The organism is Pseudomonas sp. NPDC089554, assembly GCF_050280645.1.
Classification (GTDB): domain Bacteria; phylum Pseudomonadota; class Gammaproteobacteria; order Pseudomonadales; family Pseudomonadaceae; genus Aquipseudomonas.
The window spans coordinates 18,798-32,160 of record NZ_JBNNVR010000065.1 but is presented as its reverse complement, the minus strand read 5'-3'; the positions used below and the strand labels follow the sequence as shown (position 1 = coordinate 32,160).

Sequence of the window (13,363 nt, the reverse complement as noted above, 5' to 3'; positions counted from 1 at the left end):
TATCGCGACACAAGGCCGCTCCCACAAAAAGCCCTCGCTCCGGAATTGAAACCATGACTACAACTACCGCCCAACTGCGGGCCTCACCCCTGGACTCTTTGTAGATGGCATGGCCAAAGCCCATGATCTTGTCCTTGCGCTCGAGCATCGCCAGCAGCTCGGTCACCGCCTCCTGGGGGCTCTGGAAGCGCTCGATCAGCTCCATCGCCGCCTCGTTGGCGCCACCATGCAGCGGGCCGCGCAGCGAACCGATGGCGGCGGTGACGCAGGAGTACAGGTCCGACAGGGTCGAGGCACACACCCGCGCAGTGAAGGTCGAGGCGTTGAATTCGTGCTCGGCATAGAGGATCAGCGAGACGTTCATCACCTTCACATGCAGGGCACTCGGCGACTTGCCATGCAACAGGTGCAGGAAGTGCCCGCCCAGGGTGTCTTCGTCGCTGCTGCCTTCGATGCGTACACCGTGGTGGGTGAAGCGGTACCAGTAACACATGATCGCCGGGAACAGCGCCAACAGGCGGTCGGTCTTGTCGCGCTGGGCCTCGAAGGTCAGCTCCGGCTCCAGGGTGCCGAGCACCGAGCAGCCGGTGCGCATCACATCCATCGGGTGGGCATCGCGGGGAATACGCTCGAGCACTTCCTTGAGCGCCTGCGGTAGGTCACGCAGGCCCTTGAGCTTGCGCTTGTAGTCAGCAAGTTCGGCCTGGCTCGGCAGCTCGCCGTACAGCAGCAGGTAGGCCACTTCCTCGAACTCGGCGTTGGCGGCCAGGTCGCGCACGTCATAGCCACGGTAGGTCAGGCCGGCACCGGCCTGGCCAACGGTCGACAGTGCGGTCTGCCCGGCTACCTGGCCACGCAGGCCAGCGCCACTGAGTACTTTTGCTTCGGCCATGAGGGTTTCTCCTTTCTTGAATTTGTTATGAAGTCTTTCTGGCTAATTCGGGTGGGCCGTACTTACCCTTTCTTCTGTGCGAACAACGCATCGAGCTTCTGCTCGAAGGCGTGGTAGCCGATGGCGTCGTACAGCTCCATGCGGGTCTGCATGGTGTCGATCACATTCTTCTGCGTGCCATCGCGGCGCAGCGCGGTGTAGACGTTCTCGGCGGCCTTGTTCATGGCGCGGAACGCCGACAGCGGGTACAGCACCAGGGACACGTCGACCGAGGCCAGTTCCTCGGTGGTGTACAGCGGCGTGGCACCGAACTCGGTGATGTTCGCCAGGATCGGCGCCTTCACCCGGTCGGCGAAGGTCTTGTACATGGCAAGCTCGGTGATCGCTTCCGGGAACAGCATGTCGGCGCCGGCTTCGATAAAGGCAGCCGCACGGTCCAGCGCGGCGTTCAGCCCTTCGACGGCCAGTGCATCGGTGCGCGCCATGATCACGAAGCTGTCGTCGGTGCGGGCATCCACAGCAGCCTTGATGCGGTCGACCATCTCCTGCTGCGAGACGATTTCCTTGTTGGGCCGGTGGCCGCACCGCTTGGCGCCGACCTGATCTTCGATATGAATGGCCGCCGCGCCGAACTTGCTCATCGAACGCACGGTACGGGCAACGTTGAAGGCCGAGGCGCCGAAGCCGGTGTCGACATCCACCAGCAGCGGCAGGTCGCACACATCGGTGATGCGCCGCACATCGGTGAGCACATCATCCAGGTTGCTGATCCCCAGGTCCGGCAGGCCCAGGGAACCTGCGGCGACACCGCCACCGGACAGGTAGATGGCCTTGAAGCCGGCGCGCTGGGCCAGCAGGGCATGGTTGGCATTGATGGCGCCAACCACTTGCAACGGATGTTCGGCAGCGACCGCGTCACGCAAACGCTGGCCGGGCGTGCTCTTCAACGTCATGAATCACCTCGTGGGCTATTGTTGTCGGCGCTCTGGTAATGGCGCTCGATGTTGCGCTTGGACGCGCCGATGTGTCGACGCATCAGAAGTTCGGCCAGCTCGCCGTCGCGCTCGGCGATGGCATCGAGAATGCGGTGGTGTTCGGCGAAGGCCTGGCGTGGGCGGTTGGGCGTGGCGGAGAACTGCAGGCGGTACATGCGCACCAGTTGGTACAGCTCGCCGCAGAGCATCTTGACCAGGGTCTGGTTGCCGCTGCCCTGGATGATCCGATAGTGGAAGTCGTAGTCGCCTTCCTGCTGGTAGTAGCCGACACCCGCCTGGAAGGCCGCGTCGCGTTCGTGGGTTTCCAGCACACGGCGCAGTTCGTCGATCTCGGCTACGCTCATACGCTCGGCGGCCAGGCGGCAGGCCATGCCTTCGAGCGATTCGCGGATCTCGTACAGCTCCACCAGCTCGGCGTGGTTCAGAGACACCACCCGAGCCCCGACATGCGGCACCCGCACCAGCAGGCGCTGGCCCTCCAGGCGATGGATGGCCTCGCGCAGCGGGCCGCGGCTGATGCCGTAGGTGCGCGCCAGTTCCGGTTCGGAGATCTTGCTGCCGGGGGCGATTTCCCCTTTGACGATGGCCGCCTGGATGCGCCGGAAGACATTTTCCGAAAGGGTTTCGGTTTCGTCTACAACTGGGTGCATGGAGGGCGAAATGTCCAACATGATTGTCGACACCTTTAAAATCTATAGCGCAAAAACTAGCGAAACAGAGGCGTCAAGTCAAAGACAAAAACAACATTGTCGACAATTGTCTAATAACGAACTCGCCCACACCACCGTTGTCTGAACCCCGCGCGCTGGCGTAGGTACGTTGGCGTGATAGAATGCCGCGCTTCCCACGGAATACGGATTGCGTGGCTGTCAGCAACTGATGCTGTCGACAGAATGAACGAGGCGCTTGCGCCCTGCCTTGAACCCCACAAGCACCGCGCCAGGACTATGAGACCCACGCTTTATTCATTGCTGTTTTGCCTCCCCCTGCTGCCGGCCCTGAGCCATGCGGCGGAAAAGACCGTGTATGGTCTTAACGAATACGCCCGCCTGGCCGACCTTGACCTGGAGCTGGCGGCCAAGCTCGATACCGGCGCCAAGACCGCCTCGCTGAGTGCGCGCGACATCAAGCGCTTCAAGCGCAATGGTGAAAGCTGGGTACGCTTCTACCTGGCCGTCGACACAGCCCATTCGCGCCCCATCGAACGCCCCTTGGCGCGGGTCAGCAAGATCAAGCGCCGCGCCGGCGACTATGACCCAGAGGAAGGCAAGGCCTATACCGCCCGCCCGGTCATCGAACTGAACATCTGCATGGGCCGAGCCATGCGCACCATCGAAGTCAACCTCACCGACCGCAGCTCGTTCCAGTTCCCGCTGCTGATCGGCTCCGAGGCGCTCAAGCACTTCGACGCGCTGGTCGACCCAAGCCTCAAATACGCGGCCGGCAAACCCGCCTGTGCCACCGAAGCTCCCAAAGTAGAGTAATCCCGATGCGCTCTCTTACCCTCCACCTGAAAGTCCTGATCACCATCCTGGTGTTGCTGGGCGTGACGGTCACCTGCTACCAGATCTTCATCCTCGGCATCCCGGTGACCGAAGACGAGACCGACGACCTGTGGAACATCGACGCCAAGGTCGAGTTCGTCGCCAACGCGAAAGACCCGGTCAAGATCCAGATGTTCGTCCCACCGCTGAGCCGGGACTACGTCAGCCTCAACGAGAGCTTCATCTCCAACAACTACGGTGTCAGCGTCAACCGCGCCGATGGCAACCGCAAGGTGACCTGGTCGGCGCGCCGTGCCACCGGCAACCAGACCCTGTACTACCGCCTGGTGCTGACCAAGCGCTACAGCACCGAGAAGGTCAAGATCAAGGGCCCGACCTTCCGTGACAGCCTGGCGGTCGAGGGCCCCGAGAAGATCGCCGCCGAGGCGCTGATGGCGCCTATTCGCCAGCACTCGGCCGATGTCGAAACCTTCGTCAGCGAAACCATCAAGCGCGTCAACAACCTCAACGACGACAACGTCAAGCTGCTGCTGGCCGGCGATGCCTCACCGATGAACAAGGCCAAGGTCATCGACCTGCTGCTGTCGATCGCCCACGTGCCGATGGAGAAGGTCCACACCATCCGCCTGGTGGCCGACACCCCGCAAAACCCCGAGCTGTGGCTGCGCAGCTTCAACGGTAACGACTGGCTGTACTTCAACCCGGAAACCGGCGAGCAGGGCCTGCCCAACGACCGCCTGCTGTGGTGGTCGGGCGATGAAAGCCTGATTACCGTCGATGGTGGCAGAAAAGCCACAGTCACCTTCAGCATGAACAACAGCGAGATGAACGCCATCCGCCTGGCCAAGCTGACCGACGAGAACACCGACGCGGACTTCCTCGAATACTCGCTGTACGGCCTGCCGCTGCAAACCCAGCAGACCTTCATGATCATGGTGATGATCCCGATCGGCGTGCTGGTGATCCTGGTGCTGCGCAACCTGATCGGCATCCAGACCCTCGGCACCTTCACCCCGGTACTGATCGCCCTGGCCTTCCGCGAAACCCAGCTGGGCTTCGGCATCATCCTGTTCACGGTGATCACGGCGCTGGGGCTGTCACTACGCTCCTACCTCGAACACCTGAAACTACAGATGCTGCCGCGCCTGTCGGTGGTCCTGACCTTCGTCGTGGTGCTGATCGCCACCATCAGCCTGTTCAGCCACAAGCTGGGCCTGGAGCGCGGCTTGTCGGTCGCGCTGTTCCCGATGGTGATCCTGACCATGACCATCGAGCGCCTGTCGATCACCTGGGAAGAGCGCGGCGGTGGCCATGCCATGAAAGTGGCGGTCGGCACCCTGTTCGCCGCCTCCATCGCGCACCTGCTGATGACCGTGCCGGAAGCGGTGTACTTCGTCTTCACCTTCCCGGCGGTACTGCTGATCCTGGTGGGCTTCATGCTGGCGATGGGTCGCTACCGCGGCTACCGCCTGACCGAGCTCGTGCGCTTCAAGGCATTCCTGAAGAAGGCTGACGCCTGATGTTCGGACTGATCAAGACGTGGAAAGCCCTGGAGGCCCGGGGCATCATGGGTATCAACCGGCGCAACGCGGACTACGTACTCAAGTACAACAAGCGCCACCTGTACCCGATCGTCGACGACAAGATCATCACCAAGGAGCGCGCGCTGGCGGCCGGCATCCATGTGCCGGAGATGTACGGCATCATCGAGACCGAGAAGCAGATCGAGAAGCTCGACGAGATCATCGGCGGGCGTAGCGATTTCGTCATCAAGCCGGCCCAGGGTGCAGGTGGCGACGGCATCCTGGTGATTGCCGACCGCTTCGAGGACCGCTACCGCACGGTGTCCGGCAAGATCATCAGCCACGAGGAAATCGAGCACCAGGTCTCCAGCATCCTCACCGGCCTGTACTCGCTGGGCGGGCACCGCGACCGCGCATTGATCGAGTATCGCGTGACCCCGGACCAGATCTTCAAGAGCATCAGCTACGAAGGCGTTCCAGACATCCGCATCATCGTGCTGATGGGCTACCCGGTCATGGCCATGCTGCGCCTGCCGACGCGCCAGTCCGGCGGCAAGGCCAACCTGCACCAGGGCGCCATCGGCGTGGGTGTCGACCTGGCCACCGGCCTGACCCTGCGCGGCACCTGGCTGAACAGAATCATCAGCAAGCACCCTGACACCACCAACGCGGTGGACGGCGTGCAACTGCCGAACTGGGATGGCTTCATGAAGCTCGCCGCCAGTTGCTATGAATTGTGCGGCCTGGGCTACATCGGCGTGGACATGGTGCTGGACCAGGACAAGGGCCCGTTGATTCTCGAACTCAACGCCCGCCCCGGCCTGAACATCCAGATCGCCAACGACTGCGGCCTGACCCAACGCACCCACGCCATCGAGGCGCACCTCGAGGCGCTGGCCAAGGAGGGTGTCAGCGAAGACGCCGAGCAGCGAGTGAAAGTGGCCCAAGGCCTGTTCGGCCACGTTCATCCGCAGTAAACCCATCATGGGGCAAGCCGGAGCGATCCGGCCTGCCCCGTGATCGCGTCGCTCCTTCGCCAATGCGATGTCGCAGCCAACGCTAGGCGCTTGTCCTGCACGCGACTACAATCGCCCTCCACGCTTTGAACACCGTCCACGCGCATGCCGACCTGTACGCTGCACCCCCTGCCCTACCACGCCGACCCCGCGCTGTATTTCAGCTGCCTGCGCCAGGCCCCGGGCGCGATCCTGCTGGACAGCGCCCGCCCGGTTGCCGAGCGCGGACGCTTCGACCTGCTCAGCGCCTGGCCGCTACAGCAGTTCCAGGCAGGCGATGGGGAAAGCGGCACGGCGTATTTGCAGCGCTTGCGCGAAGCCCTTGCGGGCCTTGGCCACGCAGACCTGCCCGGGGGCATGACACTGCCGTTTGCCGGCGGCCTGATCGGCTACCTGAGCTACGATTTCGGCCGACGCCTGGAGCACCTGCCGGCGCTCGCCAACGATGACCTTCTTCTGCCGGATGCCTGCCTGGGGCTATATGCCTGGGCACTGGTCACCGACCATCACCTACGCACCACGCAGTTGGTCTTTCACCCCAGCGTGCCCGACACCGAACGCGAGCGCCTGGTACAGCTGTTCGAAGCACAGCACGCTGACGAAGCAAACCACTTCGCCCTGCTCGCGCCGATGCGCGGCGACCTTCAGCCTGCGCAGTACCAGGCAGCCTTCGACCAAGTGCAGCGCTACATCCACGCCGGCGACTGCTACCAGATCAACCTCACCCAACGCTTCCGCGCGCCCTGCCAGGGCGACCCCTGGCGCGCCTACCAGGCCCTGCGCCAGGCGTGCCCAACCCCGTTCTCGGGCTTCCAGCAATTGGCCGACGGCAGCGCGCTGCTGAGCTTTTCCCCAGAGCGCTTCATCCAGGTCAGCCAGGGCCGCGTGGAAACCCGCCCGATCAAAGGCACTCGCCCACGCGCCGCAGACCCGGCCGAGGACGCACGCAACGCTGCCGAACTGCTTGCCAGCCCCAAGGACCGCTCGGAAAACCTGATGATCGTGGATTTGCTGCGCAATGACCTGGGCCGCAGCTGCCAGGTCGGCTCGGTGAAAGTGCCGGAGCTGTTCAGCCTGGAAAGCTACCCGAACGTGCATCACCTGGTCAGCAGCGTCACCGGCCAACTGGATGCGAACAAGGACGCCCTGGACCTGATCGCCGGCAGCTTCCCCGGCGGCTCGATCACCGGTGCGCCGAAGATCCGCGCCATGCAGATCATCGACGAACTGGAACCTACGCGCCGGGCGCTGTACTGCGGTTCACTGCTCTATGTGGACGTGCGTGGCGAGATGGACAGCTCCATTGCCATCCGCAGCCTGCTGGTCAAGGATGGCCAGGTGTGCTGCTGGGGCGGCGGCGCAGTGGTCGCGGATTCGCAATGGGAAGCGGAATACGAAGAGTCGATCGCCAAGGTGCGCGTGCTGATGGAAACGCTGCAAAGCCTCTGAGCCCGGCACGGGCACAGCGTCTACTCTGCCATTTTTTGTTACCATCGCAGCATTACGAGCGCACAGCGCCATACACAGATGGAAACCGCCTGATGAGCCAAGCCTTCGACGTCGCCGCCCTGGCAGCGGCCTATGCCAACAAGTCCCCGCAGGACATCCTCAAGCTCGCCTTCGAACACTTCGGCGACGAGCTGTGGGTCTCCTTCAGCGGCGCCGAAGACGTGGTGCTGGTGGACATGGCCTGGAAGCTGAACAAGCAGGTGAAGGTGTTCAGCCTCGACACCGGCCGCCTGCACCCGGAAACCTATCGCTTCATCGACCAGGTGCGCGAGCAGTACAAGCTGCCGATCGAGATCCTCAGCGCCGACCGCGACAAGCTCGACCCTTTCGTCAAGGAAAAGGGCCTGTACAGCTTCTACAAGGATGGCCACGGCGAATGCTGCGGCATCCGCAAGATCGAGCCGCTGCGCCGCAAGCTTTCCACCGTCAGCGCCTGGGCCACCGGGCAGCGCCGCGACCAGAGCCCAGGCACCCGCAGCCAGGTGGCCGCATTGGAAATCGACAGCGCGTTTTCCACGCCCGAACGCACCCTGTACAAGTTCAACCCCTTGGCCCAGATGAGCAGCGAGGAAGTCTGGGGCTATATCCGCATGCTTGAACTGCCCTACAACAGCTTGCACGAGCGCGGCTTCATCAGCATTGGCTGCGAACCCTGCACCCGCCCGGTACTGCCCAACCAGCACGAGCGCGAAGGCCGCTGGTGGTGGGAGGAAGCCACCCAGAAGGAGTGCGGGCTGCATGCCGGCAACCTGATCAGCAAGGCCTGATTCGCGAGGCACAAAAAAACCGGCCGATCGGCCGGTTTTTTTGTACCTGTACGATCAGTGCACCGGAAGCTCGACGCCTTCGAACAGCTCTTCGAGTTCCTGCTTGTTGTGGCACTGGATGGCCTTGGCCATCACTTCACGGGTCAGGTGCGGCGCGAACTTCTCGATGAAGTCGCACATGAAGCCGCGCAGGAAGGTGCCACGACGGAAGCCGATCTTGGTGATGCTGGCCTCGAACAGTTCGCTGGCATCCAGGCACACCAGGTCGCTGTCGAGCTTGGTATCGACCGCCATCTTGGCCACGATGCCCACGCCCAGGCCCACCATCAGGCTGACGTAGGTCTTGATCACGTCGGCGTCGGCTGCGGTGAACACCACCTTTGGCGTCAGGCCACGGTGATTGAAGGCTTCGTCGAGCTTGGAGCGGCCGGTGAAACCGAATTGTAGGTGACGATCGGGTATTCTGCCAGCGCTTCGAGGGTCAGCTTCGGCAGCTTGGTCAGCGGGTGCCCCTGGGGCACCACCACGCAGCGGTTCCACTTGTAGCACGGCATCATGATCAGGTCGCCGAACAGCTCCAGCGCCTCGGTGGCGATGGCGAAATCGACCGTGCCATCGGCCGCCATCTCGGCGATCTGCATGGGCGAGCCCTGGTGCATGTGCAGGGCGACTTCCGGGTATTGCTTGATGAAGCTGCTGATCACCGGTGGCAGCGCATAGCGCGCCTGGGTGTGGGTGGTGGCGATGGACAGCGTGCCCTTCTTCTCGTTGGAGAATTCCTGGGCGATCTGCTTGATGCTCTCGACCTTGCGCAGGATCTCGCCAGCAGTATTGATGATGCGCTCGCCAGCCGGGGTCACGCGGGTCAGGTGCTTGCCGCTGCGGGCGAAGACTTCGACACCCAGCTCGTCCTCGAGCAGGCGGATCTGCTTGCTGATGCCGGGTTGCGAGGTGTAGAGGCTCTGCGCAGTCGCGGAGACGTTGAGGTCATGGTGCGCCACTTCCCAGATGTAGCGCAGTTGTTGGAGCTTCATAGGTATCCCTCAAATCAGCGGTAGGTCACCGGCTGCTGGCAGCGACGATTTATAACTATATTAGTGGTAAGAGAAATAAATCTAGAACTATTTTGTTACGATCAGCGGAAATGGCTTACTGCCAGCATCACCCTTTCCTACGCCCCAAATGCTGTGCCAAAGGCACCATGTAGACCGGCACCGAGGACAACTGCAACAGCCGCACAGCCGTACGACCGATCGGCACATCGACCCCTGCACCATGGCTATGGCTGCCAAATATAAGCAGGTCGACCGCCAGGCGCTGGGCCTGCTCGAGGATCACCTGGGCCGGGTCGCCCTGACGCACCCGCACCGCGCGTATCAAGGCGAGGTCTGCCGCTTCGCCCAATTCGTCACGAAAGTTCTCCAGTACCCGCTGCTCGATGTTGGCCATCACCGTGTTGACGCCTTCGCTGTGCAGTGCATCCAGGGTCTGCTCGTCGAGGTAGCTTTGCAGGAGAGATTCGGCGAACTGGCCCATCGGCTCCACCGCATGGATCACATACAACTCCGCACTGAACGAGCGCGCCAGGGCCAAGGCGTGCTGCATCACGAAGGGCGCATAAACACCGAGGTCAGAGGCATACAGCATGGAACGGATCATTCGACCTCCTCGACTGCCGCTGCGGCAGGGCAAGCTTCAGCTTAGCAGCGCCATGCCGTAGCGCCCGGTCATCCGCCGCTACAGGGCACGGACGGCAAGGCATGCAAGGTTCAGGACTGCTGGTTGCGGCGGTCGATGAAAGCCAAGGCCTGGTACAGCGCCTCGATGCGCGGCAGGCTGCACCCGGCTTCGCGGGCACGGGCCAGCGGCTCGCCATAGATGGCCTGCAACTCCAGCGGGCGCTGCTGGGCATGGTCGTGGTACATGCTCGGCCAGTAATCGGGCATCTGCTCGGTCACCCGGAACAGATGCTCGGCATAGCCATCGGGCAGCACATGGCCACAGGCGCTGGCGCCCTGCACCACTTCGGCCATCAGTGCGCGCACCAGGTCGCGGCTGGAGGGGTCGCTCATCAGCGGCGTGGTGCTGGCCTGCAGCAGCACCGACAGGCCGTTGTAGGGCACGTTCCACACCAGTTTCTGCCAACGGGCCTGGCCCAGGTTGTCCATGGCCTGGGAGTCCACGCCCGCAGCGCGGAACAACGCCGCCCCTTGCTCCAGCACTGCACCCGCACCTTCACCCGGACCGCTGTGATAACCCAGGTTGACCGCGCCCAGGGCCTGGTGGCGAATCACCCCGGGGGCCTCACGGTTGACGCAGATGAAACACAGGCCACCGAGCAGGTGCAGGTCCGGACGCAGGGCTGGGCGCAATTGCTCTTCCACACCCAGGCCATTCTGCAGCAACACGACCTTGGCACCCGCCGCTGCTGCCTGCACGATCAACGGCGCCAGCTCGGCGTTGCTGGTGGCCTTGGCCCCCACCAGCAGCCAATCGCATGGCGGCATGTCGGCGGCATTGGCGTAGGCCTGCACCTTCATATGCAGCTGGCCATGCACGTCACTGTTCACGGTCAGGCCATTGGCCTGCACGGCGCTGAACTCGCTGCGCAACAGAAAATGCACGTCGAAGCCGGCGCGGGCCAGCATCAGGCCATAGAAGCCACCGATGGCGCCGCTGCCAATGATGCCGATACGAGGGTTGCCAGAGTCCATGCCTTGCTCCTGTCTGAATATGGGCGTGTCGACCGCTTATCAGCCGGCGCTGCACATGCTAGCGCCAAGCAAGCGACCCGCCCAGTACGGAAAACGGCAAAAACCCCCTGTAGACAAGGGGTAGCCCATTGTCGCGCCCCCTGTAACGCGCTAAGGTTCCGCTCCCCGCTGCGAACAATCTGCTGCTGGGCCGCACGGGGATTGCTGGCGGCCGGCACCCGTGACCTGACGAGTAACACGATGGCTGATTTACCGATCGATGACCTCAACGTTGCCTCCAACGAGACCCTGATCACCCCCGATCAGCTCAAGACGGAACTCCCCCTCAGCGCCAAGGCCCTGCAGACCGTGACTGCCGGCCGCGAAGTGGTGCGCAACATCCTCGACGGCAAGGACCATCGCCTGTTCGTCGTGGTTGGCCCCTGCTCGATCCACGACATCAAGGCCGCCCACGAATACGCCGAGCGCCTCAAGGTGCTGGCCGAGGAAGTCTCCGACACCCTGTATCTGGTGATGCGCGTGTACTTCGAGAAGCCTCGCACCACCGTTGGCTGGAAAGGCTTGATCAACGACCCGTACCTGGACGACTCCTTCAAGATCCAGGACGGCTTGCACATCGGTCGCAAGCTGCTGCTGGACCTCGCCGAAATGGGCCTGCCCACCGCCACCGAAGCCCTCGACCCGATCTCCCCGCAGTACCTGCAGGACCTGATCAGCTGGTCGGCAATCGGCGCGCGCACCACCGAGTCCCAGACTCACCGGGAAATGGCCTCGGGCCTGTCCTCGGCGGTCGGCTTCAAGAACGGCACCGACGGCGGCCTGACCGTGGCGATCAACGCCCTGCAATCGGTCTCCAAGCCTCACCGTTTCCTGGGCATCAACCAGGAAGGCGGCGTGTCCATCGTCACCACCAAGGGCAACGCCTACGGCCATGTGGTGCTGCGCGGCGGCAACGGCAAGCCCAACTATGACTCGGTCAGCGTCGCCCTGTGCGAGCAGGACCTGGCCAAGGCGAAGATCAAGGCCAACATCATGGTCGATTGCAGCCACGCCAACTCCAACAAGGACCCTGCCCTGCAGCCGCTGGTCATGGAGAACGTGGCCAACCAGATCCTCGAAGGCAACCAGTCGATCATCGGCCTGATGGTCGAAAGCCACCTGAACTGGGGCTGCCAGGCCATTCCAAAGAACCTCGACGAACTGCAATACGGCGTCTCCGTGACCGATGCGTGCATCGACTGGAGCGCCACCGAGAAGACCCTGCGCAGCATGCACGCCAAGCTCAAGGACGTGCTGCCCAAGCGCCAGCGCGGCTGAGCCAGGCTGGACAAACGAAAACGCCGGGCAATGCCCGGCGTTTTCGTTTGCATAAGGTTCAGGCCTTGGTGGAATGGCGCTGCTGCCGCTCCATGTAGCGCTCGACGTAGGAGCACGAAGGGATCACCGTGTAGCCCATCTGCTCGGCGTACTCCAGGGCCTTTTCGGTGAGCGCGGCGGCAATGCCGCGACCGCGCAAGGCATTCGGCACGAAGGTGCGGTAGATGTCCAGCGTCTGCTTGCCCAGGTCCATGTACGTCAGGTAGGCCCGGTGACCGTCCACGCTGGTCTCGAACTGATGACCGGCCTGGTCATGGTGGATGGTCAGCGCTTCACTCATCACTACTCCTCGCAGGCCCGACTGTGCAGACCTATACCTTAACCGATGGTTTATCCGGCGGAGGAACCTCTACGCCACGTCATGCCACTTGGACAGCGGCACGGCACGAAACGTTCTGCGCCTGATGCCACCTCAAATAGTAGGCGTGCCAAGCGGGATTGCTCAAGGTGCCAACGGGTAAAAATCCGTGAAAACGGATTTTGTCGCGGCAACAGACCTCTGTGAAACAACACGCCGGATGTTCTAGCTTTAAGACGCCGAAAGACCACCAAAGTCACTGTTAGTTCAACAAAAAGTTTCTGCTGGTACAGTCGCTTGCGATCACTGTGCGGGCGCTTTCACAATTTCCCTACAAACCTTGTCGCACGCGGCCCTTGGCAACATTTTTTTTGCAGTTCTTGCGCTCTGTCAGTTTACTTACTACAAGTAATGGGTACTATGTACACCGGCCAGTTTCTCCTTTCCGAGAGATGGCTATTTAATAGAAAGTCCTTGAAGGGGAACACGATGAACAACGTTCTGAAATTCTCTGCTCTGGCTCTGGCCGCAGTTCTGGCTACCGGTTGCAGCAGCGTATCCAAAGAAACCGAAGCTCGTCTGACTGCTACCGAAGACGCAGCAGCTCGCGCTCAAGCCCGTGCAGACGAAGCCTACCGTAAGGCTGACGACGCTCTGGCAGCCGCTCAGAAGGCTCAGCAGACCGCTGACGAAGCCAACGAGCGCGCTCTGCGCATGCTGGACAAAGCCAGCCGCAAGTAATAATCCTCACGGATTGTTAAGAAGCC

At 62.5% G+C, this 13,363-nt stretch carries 13 protein-coding genes and 1 pseudogene; 7 read left to right on the top strand and 7 right to left on the bottom strand.

What is annotated here, in order from left to right; translation table 11 throughout:
* The 3 genes from ACQKPE_RS18320 to ACQKPE_RS18310 form a co-directional block, all read right to left on the bottom strand.
* Positions 1–892, bottom strand: an 892-nt coding sequence (locus ACQKPE_RS18320; RefSeq protein WP_427668039.1) for a citrate/2-methylcitrate synthase, incomplete at its 3' end; no start/stop codon positions are given.
* A gap of 62 nt (positions 893–954) precedes the next feature.
* The gene (gene prpB / locus ACQKPE_RS18315; protein WP_427668037.1) at positions 955–1,845 is read right to left on the bottom strand and encodes a methylisocitrate lyase; all 891 of its coding nucleotides are present in this window, start codon (positions 1,843–1,845) and stop codon (positions 955–957) included.
* Positions 1,842–2,558 (bottom strand): GntR family transcriptional regulator, encoded by a 717-nt coding sequence (locus ACQKPE_RS18310; RefSeq protein WP_427668036.1) that lies wholly within the window; start codon positions 2,556–2,558, stop codon positions 1,842–1,844. Before ACQKPE_RS18310 ends, prpB begins: the two co-directional genes overlap by 4 nt.
* A gap of 276 nt (positions 2,559–2,834) precedes the next feature.
* Between ACQKPE_RS18310 and ACQKPE_RS18305 the strand changes: the two genes are divergently transcribed.
* The 5 genes from ACQKPE_RS18305 to ACQKPE_RS18285 all read left to right on the top strand — a co-directional run bounded on the left by ACQKPE_RS18305 (position 2,835) and on the right by ACQKPE_RS18285 (position 8,207).
* Entirely contained in the window at positions 2,835–3,371 is a 537-nt protein-coding gene (locus ACQKPE_RS18305; RefSeq protein WP_427668034.1) for an ATP-dependent zinc protease family protein, read from the top strand.
* Between the two features lie 5 nt (positions 3,372–3,376).
* Positions 3,377–4,912, top strand: coding sequence for an inactive transglutaminase family protein (locus ACQKPE_RS18300; protein ID WP_375100802.1), 1,536 nt, complete (start codon positions 3,377–3,379; stop codon positions 4,910–4,912).
* On the top strand, positions 4,912–5,892 hold the full coding sequence (locus ACQKPE_RS18295) for an alpha-L-glutamate ligase-like protein (RefSeq protein ID WP_427668032.1): 981 nt from the start codon (positions 4,912–4,914) through the stop codon (positions 5,890–5,892). Before ACQKPE_RS18300 ends, ACQKPE_RS18295 begins: the two co-directional genes overlap by 1 nt.
* A gap of 144 nt (positions 5,893–6,036) precedes the next feature.
* Positions 6,037–7,380: an aminodeoxychorismate synthase component I gene (pabB, locus tag ACQKPE_RS18290; protein ID WP_427668030.1), complete on the top strand. Its 1,344-nt coding sequence runs from the start codon at positions 6,037–6,039 to the stop codon at positions 7,378–7,380.
* 92 nt (positions 7,381–7,472) lie between these two features.
* Positions 7,473–8,207, top strand: coding sequence for a phosphoadenylyl-sulfate reductase (locus tag ACQKPE_RS18285; protein WP_427668028.1), 735 nt, complete (start codon positions 7,473–7,475; stop codon positions 8,205–8,207).
* Between the two features lie 54 nt (positions 8,208–8,261).
* On the opposite strand, the pseudogene cysB reads toward ACQKPE_RS18285, so the two are convergent.
* From cysB to ACQKPE_RS18270, 3 genes and pseudogenes are all read right to left on the bottom strand, one after another.
* Positions 8,262–9,241 (bottom strand): annotated as a pseudogene (gene cysB / locus ACQKPE_RS18280) (HTH-type transcriptional regulator CysB).
* Between the two features lie 127 nt (positions 9,242–9,368).
* The gene (locus ACQKPE_RS18275) at positions 9,369–9,866 is read right to left on the bottom strand and encodes a universal stress protein (RefSeq protein ID WP_427668026.1); all 498 of its coding nucleotides are present in this window, start codon (positions 9,864–9,866) and stop codon (positions 9,369–9,371) included.
* A gap of 110 nt (positions 9,867–9,976) precedes the next feature.
* Positions 9,977–10,921 carry a putative 2-dehydropantoate 2-reductase gene (locus tag ACQKPE_RS18270; RefSeq protein ID WP_427668024.1) on the bottom strand — a complete coding sequence of 315 codons (945 nt, stop codon included), beginning with the start codon at positions 10,919–10,921 and terminating at the stop codon, positions 9,977–9,979.
* A 240-nt stretch (positions 10,922–11,161) separates the two neighbouring features.
* Here ACQKPE_RS18270 and ACQKPE_RS18265 point away from each other — a divergent pair, with 240 nt between their 5' ends.
* The gene (locus ACQKPE_RS18265; protein WP_427668022.1) at positions 11,162–12,238 is read left to right on the top strand and encodes a 3-deoxy-7-phosphoheptulonate synthase; all 1,077 of its coding nucleotides are present in this window, start codon (positions 11,162–11,164) and stop codon (positions 12,236–12,238) included.
* 58 nt (positions 12,239–12,296) lie between these two features.
* Here the strand turns inward: ACQKPE_RS18265 and ACQKPE_RS18260 are convergent, their stop codons facing one another.
* Positions 12,297–12,578 (bottom strand): GNAT family N-acetyltransferase, encoded by a 282-nt coding sequence (locus ACQKPE_RS18260; protein WP_427668020.1) that lies wholly within the window; start codon positions 12,576–12,578, stop codon positions 12,297–12,299.
* A 507-nt stretch (positions 12,579–13,085) separates the two neighbouring features.
* Here ACQKPE_RS18260 and oprI point away from each other — a divergent pair.
* Positions 13,086–13,337, top strand: coding sequence for an outer membrane lipoprotei OprI (gene oprI, locus ACQKPE_RS18255; RefSeq protein WP_003259780.1), 252 nt, complete (start codon positions 13,086–13,088; stop codon positions 13,335–13,337).
* Positions 13,338–13,363: the final 26 nt, after the last annotated feature.

What these genes read in the sequence shown, in the direction of transcription:
- ACQKPE_RS18275 (WP_427668026.1), bottom strand. Translation starts at nt 9,866, where the DNA reads ATGATCCGTTCCATGCTGTATGCCTCTGACCTCGGTGTTTATGCGCCC.
- ACQKPE_RS18305 (WP_427668034.1), top strand. Translation starts at nt 2,835, where the DNA reads ATGAGACCCACGCTTTATTCATTGCTGTTTTGCCTCCCCCTGCTGCCG.
- prpB (WP_427668037.1), bottom strand. Translation starts at nt 1,845, where the DNA reads ATGACGTTGAAGAGCACGCCCGGCCAGCGTTTGCGTGACGCGGTCGCT.
- ACQKPE_RS18295 (WP_427668032.1), top strand. Translation starts at nt 4,912, where the DNA reads ATGTTCGGACTGATCAAGACGTGGAAAGCCCTGGAGGCCCGGGGCATC.
- ACQKPE_RS18285 (WP_427668028.1), top strand. Translation starts at nt 7,473, where the DNA reads ATGAGCCAAGCCTTCGACGTCGCCGCCCTGGCAGCGGCCTATGCCAAC.
- ACQKPE_RS18265 (WP_427668022.1), top strand. Translation starts at nt 11,162, where the DNA reads ATGGCTGATTTACCGATCGATGACCTCAACGTTGCCTCCAACGAGACC.
- oprI (WP_003259780.1), top strand. Translation starts at nt 13,086, where the DNA reads ATGAACAACGTTCTGAAATTCTCTGCTCTGGCTCTGGCCGCAGTTCTG.
- pabB (WP_427668030.1), top strand. Translation starts at nt 6,037, where the DNA reads ATGCCGACCTGTACGCTGCACCCCCTGCCCTACCACGCCGACCCCGCG.
- ACQKPE_RS18260 (WP_427668020.1), bottom strand. Translation starts at nt 12,578, where the DNA reads ATGAGTGAAGCGCTGACCATCCACCATGACCAGGCCGGTCATCAGTTC.
- ACQKPE_RS18300 (WP_375100802.1), top strand. Translation starts at nt 3,377, where the DNA reads ATGCGCTCTCTTACCCTCCACCTGAAAGTCCTGATCACCATCCTGGTG.
- ACQKPE_RS18310 (WP_427668036.1), bottom strand. Translation starts at nt 2,558, where the DNA reads ATGTTGGACATTTCGCCCTCCATGCACCCAGTTGTAGACGAAACCGAA.
- ACQKPE_RS18270 (WP_427668024.1), bottom strand. Translation starts at nt 10,921, where the DNA reads ATGGACTCTGGCAACCCTCGTATCGGCATCATTGGCAGCGGCGCCATC.